This is a genomic window from Vicinamibacteria bacterium, from assembly GCA_035570235.1.
Classification (GTDB): domain Bacteria; phylum Acidobacteriota; class Vicinamibacteria; order Fen-336; family Fen-336; genus DATMML01.
The window spans coordinates 1-5,841 of sequence record DATMML010000126.1; the positions used below are offsets into that span (position 1 = coordinate 1).

The 5,841-nt window shown below is 67.8% G+C and carries 6 protein-coding genes; 2 read left to right on the forward strand and 4 right to left on the reverse strand.

Annotation, left to right across the window (positions count from 1 at the left end):
- Positions 1–274: 274 nt before the first annotated feature.
- A complete protein-coding gene (locus VN461_22475; GenBank protein HXB57545.1) occupies positions 275–424 on the forward strand; it encodes a hypothetical protein in 150 nt (49 codons plus the stop codon).
- A 190-nt stretch (positions 425–614) separates the two neighbouring features.
- Here the strand turns inward: VN461_22475 and VN461_22480 are convergent, their stop codons facing one another.
- The gene (locus tag VN461_22480; protein ID HXB57546.1) at positions 615–1,448 is read right to left on the reverse strand and encodes a response regulator; all 834 of its coding nucleotides are present in this window, start codon (positions 1,446–1,448) and stop codon (positions 615–617) included.
- Between the two features lie 195 nt (positions 1,449–1,643).
- Entirely contained in the window at positions 1,644–3,089 is a 1,446-nt protein-coding gene (locus tag VN461_22485; GenBank protein ID HXB57547.1) for a protein kinase, read from the reverse strand.
- Positions 3,090–3,261: 172 nt separating this feature from the next.
- On the opposite strand from VN461_22485, the gene VN461_22490 reads away from it, so the two are divergent.
- The gene (locus tag VN461_22490) at positions 3,262–4,581 is read left to right on the forward strand and encodes a SpoIIE family protein phosphatase (GenBank protein HXB57548.1); all 1,320 of its coding nucleotides are present in this window, start codon (positions 3,262–3,264) and stop codon (positions 4,579–4,581) included.
- Positions 4,582–5,145: 564 nt separating this feature from the next.
- Here the strand turns inward: VN461_22490 and VN461_22495 are convergent.
- Together VN461_22495 and VN461_22500 are read right to left on the reverse strand one after the other, a co-directional pair.
- Positions 5,146–5,631, reverse strand: coding sequence for an SRPBCC family protein (locus VN461_22495; protein ID HXB57549.1), 486 nt, complete (start codon positions 5,629–5,631; stop codon positions 5,146–5,148).
- Positions 5,632–5,641: 10 nt separating this feature from the next.
- Positions 5,642–5,841, reverse strand: a 200-nt coding sequence (locus VN461_22500; GenBank protein ID HXB57550.1) for an ArsR family transcriptional regulator, incomplete at its 5' end; no start/stop codon positions are given.

The following is a 5,841-nucleotide window of genomic DNA, read 5'->3' on the forward strand; positions in this document are numbered from 1 at the left end:
TGGCATCCTGACTCGCCCACATGACGGGCGCTACGGCCAGGAGGGCCGGAAGTAAGGCACGTGGAGCGTCGAGACCCCCGCCGACGTTTGGCGGACGCCGCGGGAAGCGTGAACGGCACATTCAGGACGCCGACTCCGAAAACGGGTCTTCGGCTGGAACATCCGGAAACGCGGTGATGGCAGGACGGCCTTCGACGACACGACCGGCCAGGTGAGCGGGTCCTGAGTCCCTGGGCGCCCGCCTGCGACAACGCCCGGCCTTCTGTTCTATGTCATGGTGGATAGCGTGACCGCGACCCTTGAAGCCGTCGTCGACAACGGGGGCGAGATCGTGCAGCCCATCGGCACGGACGCGCCCGAGATCACGGCCAGATTCCGCGACCCGGCAGGAAACATGATCGGCCTCTACCAGCAACCGGCCTGAGCCAGCGGGGGGCTGAGCCGGCGGCGGGATCCTGCGCGGCGGCCAGGAGCGCGCTGGCGGTCCCGGCCATGCCTCCGGACCACAAGAAGCCCCCTCCGATCTTCGGCCCGGCAGTGTCTCGCGTGCTTTGGCAATGGGGAGCGTGTGCCCGTCGTGGGCGGCACAAAGGCGGGAAGGGGCCGGGCGCCCGTCAGGAGCGCTGGCGGCGCACGGATCCGGGAAGCAGGGAGCGGAAGAGCTGAAGAGCGGAGATGATGTCGTCCCGCGAGAGCGGCTTGCGGACGAAGATCACGGGTCCCAACGCCAGGGCATCCAGGATCGCCTTTTGATCGACGTCCTGGCCGCTCATGAGAACGGCGGGACGCCTTGGATGACGGCGGAACGACTCTCCGAGGATCTCGGGGCCACTCTTCCCGGGCATGACCACGTCCAGAAAAAGCGCATCGTAGGGCTGGCTCTTCACCCGCTCGAGAGCGTCTCGGTAGTCGGAGCAGGGGTGCCCTTCCCAACCCAGTTCCAGCAAGGTGTCGGCGAGAGCCTGGGCGAACGTGACGTCGTCGTCGACGACGAGCACCCGTGGCTGGCCCTTGAGCGTTGCGCTGGGCTTGACCTCGCCCGGCTCCGCCTGGTGATAGGCCTCCTCGGCGGCTTGGAGGAGAGCCTCCGCGCCGCCCTCCACCTCGCCGTATACGGTGGCCACGCCAACCGCCAGAGGCTCCGTCACGCGGCCCTCCGGCGTGAACAGCAGACGCTGGGCCGCGCTGACCGCCTGCTGAAGGTCGTTCCCGGGCAATACGATCGCGAGAAGATCGGGGGCATACCAGCCGAGAGTGTCGTGGAGCCGGGCGCGCTCCCGGAGGCGGGCCACGTCCAGGGCCAGGGTTCTGGCCGGCCGAGTCTCATGGGGACCCGCGAGCGCCAGGGAAAGAAAGCCCCCCTGTCGACGCACCCGCGCGACCTCTGCCTCAAGCTGTGCCAACAGACCAGCCAGGGAGAGTGCGGGCGGATTGGACTCTTCAGCCACGTTCCAGCCTAGCCGTCGGGCCCGAGCCCCAAATGGCTCGGGTGCATTGGAGCGCTAGATTGTACGCGAACCCCCGGCAGGCGGTGTGACCGGGCAGAGGCTGTCGGGGTCGCGCTCGGTCGAGCGCTCCTGAACACCACCCTACAGCGTCGGGGGGCAATCTCCCCAAGGTCGACGATGTGGCGGAAGCCCTCCTCATCCCCCCTCGTGCGTCCTTGCCCTCATGGTAGCGAACACCTGGGCGTGGGGGACATCCGAGGCGGCCTCGGGAGATGCGCTTCCCGACCCGCTCAGGGCGGGCATCGTCCATTTCCAGCCCCAGAAAGCCGACATCCGGGAGAGCTCGCCGGCCAGGAGGGCAGCGTCCGCGATGCGTTCCTTCGGATCGCGCTCGAGCAAGCCCGCAACGATCGCCTCCAGCTCGTGCGGTATCTGGCCCCCGGACTCGCGCAAGTTCGGCATGCGGGCGTTCATTGTGTTCGTCAGGATGTCCGCAGGGGTGCCCCCCTCGAACGCGGGCCGACCGGTGAGGCAGCGGCAGGCGATTGCTCCCAGCGCGAACAGATCGCCCCGCTGGTCCACGGCCTCGCCCCGCAGAGCCTCTGGCGGAATGTACCCCGGTGTGCCGAACACGCCGCCGTGCATCCGGGAGGCGACGAAGGAGGCGATCCCGAAATCAGTGAGCTTGATCGCTCCGTCGCGGCCCAGCAGCACGTTGCCGGGCTTGACATCGCGGTGCAGCAGATTGGTCGCGTGGGCCGCGGCGAGTGCGCTCGCCAGGGCCCCGAGGAGGGGCACGACTTGCTCGGGGCCGAGCCGGCGCGCGTTTCGCAACAGCTCTTGCAGGCTGGCGCCCTCCACGAATTCCATCACGAAATAGGCCGCATCGGCTGCATCCTGCACGTCGTACACCGCTACCACGTGCGGGTGGTTGAAGCGGGCTACCATGGCTGCTTCCGACACGAGGCGGCGCACCAGATCGTCGTCCCAGAAGCCCGACATGCCGGTGCCGGCACGCACGGTCTTTATGGCCACCCAGCGCTCGAGCTTGACGTCCCAAGCCCGGAAGACGGTACCCATCGAGCCGCGGCCCAAGATTCCACGCACCTCGAAGCGCCCGAGCTGGACCACTCCGACGCCACTGCGAATCCGGCCCTCGATCGCGGACAGCTCGGCCGCATTCAAGGGCGCTCCAGAGGCTCGGGACGCCGCGCGCAGCTTGCGCACGCGCTCGACCTGGCGCCTCAGCTTGAGGATAAGCTCGTCCGGCCGGGCGGGCTTCAGGATGTAGTCGTCCGCACCCGCCTGCAAGCCCTCGAGCTGGGCCCCCGGCGCGCCCAGGCCAGAGCAAAATAAGAACGGAATCTCATCGTGACCCGCGGCCCGCACCCGGCGGCACAGCTCATACCCATTCATGACGGGCATCTCGACATCGGCGACCACGACTTCGGGCGGCCGTGAGCGGATGCGGGCGAGGGCCTCGTTGCCGTCGGAGGCGGTTTCGACCGAGAAACCGGCGTCCCGCAACTCGTGGCCCATGATCTCCAGGAGCTCGGGCTGGTCGTCCACGAGCAGAACGCGGCCCTTGTTCTCCTCGCCGGTTCGGCTGGTTCCCAACGGGCTGGAGCCGGGACCCTTCATGTTGTTGGTGCCTTGAGGCAAGTATACAAGGCCGGGCCGTAGCCCGTCCCAGAACCGCCTTGAAGCCGGGGAAAGGCACGCGAGGATTGCGGCGTGACCTTACCGGGTCGAAGAAGGCGCCGGCCGCCAGGCGGACCCACGGCGAGACGACTCCAGTCCTATAATTCGCGGCATGGCCAGCGACGCGTCCGGCTCGGCGGCAGCTACTGCGTTCCCTCCGGGGGTCGCCCCGTCCTTCCTCAGCATCCACGCGGTGCGCATCTTCGTGCGCGACCTCGACCGGAGCCTCCATTTCTACGTCGGTCAGCTCGGTTTCCGGCTCGTCATCGACGCCCGCCTCCAGTCCGGTGAGCGCTGGGTCGCGGTCTCCCCGCCCGACGGCACCGCCATCCTCGCCCTGGTCGCCCCCCAACCCCGTTCCCTTGAGCACAAGCTCATTGGCCGCGCCACGCATGTCGTGCTCATCACGGGAGACGTGGCTGCACGGTTCCAGGAGTGGTCGCGGAAGGGCGTCCGCTTCATGAGCACCCCGCGGCTCCGGCGGATCAAGTACGAACCCGCTCCGGCCGGGGCAGCTTCGTCGCCCCGGCTGCTCGGTGAGAAGACGCCTGTCTGGGGCGGCGTCTTCGCCCGCTTCCGTGACATCGACGGGAATACTTTCTCCCTCGTCAGCTTCGACGAGGTCACTCATACCGTGGAGACTGAGCGCCGGGCCGCCGCCGACAAGCTCGAAACCGAGCGCCGCGCCGTCCACGAGCTCGGGATCGCCCGGCAGGTGCAAGCCCGGCTCTTCCCCCAGTCCAGGCCCGCCCTGGCGTCACTCGACTACGCGGGGGCTTGCCTTCCCGCGCAGGCGGTGGGCGGCGACTACTACGACTTCCTGAGCCTGGGCCCGGACCGCCTGGGCCTCGTCATCGGGGACGTGATGGGGAAGGGGATGGCCGCCGCCCTCCTCATGGCAAACCTCCAGGCCAACCTCCGCAGCCAAGTCGCGTTCGCCCTCGACGAGCCGCGGCGCCTCCTGGAGACCGTCAACCTCCTCTTCTGCGAGAACTCGCCCGAGAGCTCGTTCGCGAGCCTCTTCTACGGCGACTACCACGACCGCACGGGCGCGCTCCGCTACGTCAACTGCGGCCACGTCTGCGCGCTTGTCCTGCGTCGTGACGGGACCCTGGACCGGCTACAGGCCACCTCGACCGTCCTAGGGCTCTTCCGGCAGTGGGAGTGCTCGGTGGGGGAGTGCCGTCTCGAGCCCGACGACCTCCTCGCCCTCTACACCGACGGGGTCACGGAAGCATTCGACGACACCGGGGAGGAGTTCGGCGAGCAGCGTCTCGTGGACGCCCTCCGCCGGCACGGCGCCCGCCCGCCCGAGTCCCTCCTGGCGTCGCTCGTGGAGGAGGTCCACTCCTTCAGCCCCCACGAGCAGCAAGACGACCTCACGCTCATCGTGGCCCGACGCCGAAGCGCTTCGCGGCCGGGTGTCGCCTAGCCCCCGCGACTCGACGGCGACGGAGCGCGCCAGCGCCTCTGCGCCTCGAGCCAGTCAGGACGGGGTCATGTGAGCCGTACGGGTACTAACGGGTACCCTGGCTGGGAGGGGCCATCTCCTATGCGAGCTGACGCCCACCCTCGAGTCGGTGCTGAGGCACTACCACAACTACCAGGCGCCCTTCGTGGTGGACCCGCCGGGAAGGGTCCCGGGCTCCAACCGCGGCTGAGCCCCCTGGACCTGGCGGACTCGAGGAGTTAACAGTTCAGGGACCGAGACCGACTCATTACCGAGCTCAGGCTGCGCCAATACGTCGAGATCCTCGTTGAGTCAAAGTCCTCCATGTTTGGGGGGAGAGGATCGGATTCGGGGCTTCGGGGCCTGGTCGTAGGTGGCCCTCGGGCGCGATCCCGTCTACGGCGCAGCGAACGGCGCGCCTCCTTGTGCTGGGCTTCGAGCTCGCGGATCACAGCCTCGGTCTTGTCGTCGAGGGCGGCGAGGACCTCGTCGGGGTTCTCTTCCCCGTAGTGAAGAGCCAGGCGGCCGACTGCGAGATCGACGACTTCATGACCGTCCCACGCTCGCGCCCAGAGAGAGGAGAAGCTCGTCCAGTTGTGCGAACGTCTCGGGCATCGCACCCTCCATCCCGGCGATGGCACCGTCGACAGCTTCCTTTGAGGGATAGAGTTCGTGCATGACCAGCAGCGTCTTGCCACCTTTTTCCTCGAAGGTCACGGTGGTGACGGCACCATCGTCACTTTCGTCATTAGTCCAGACGAGGCGCGAGTGCGGTGTCACTTCGATGTACCTACCGAAGAACGCCATAGGCTTTGAGGTCTCGTGGCCGAATTCGAAACGGTACCTGCCCCCGACACGAACATCCGCCTCGCAGGAAAGCAGGGACACGCCTGTCGACTTCGGTGCCCACCACCGCTTGAGCAGCTCGGGCTTGGTCCACGCCTCGAACACGATGCGCGCAGGGCCGTCGAAGGTTCGCGTAACGACGAGCTCACGCTCGGACCTGCGTTCCACCGTCGTGCGGTTCTTCATGGGGGTAGGCTCACCCTCTCTTCTTGCGTCCATCGACCTTCTCCTTCCGTTTCAGTTCCTCGACAACCTTGTCCAGCGCGTCGAAGCGTGCGTCCCAGAGCTGACGGTACCGCTCGATCCATGCCGCCTCCTCCTCCAGTCGGCGCAGGCCGAGCCTGCAGGTCCGCACGCGCCCAACCTTCTCCGTGGTGACGAGCCCCGCCTGCTCCA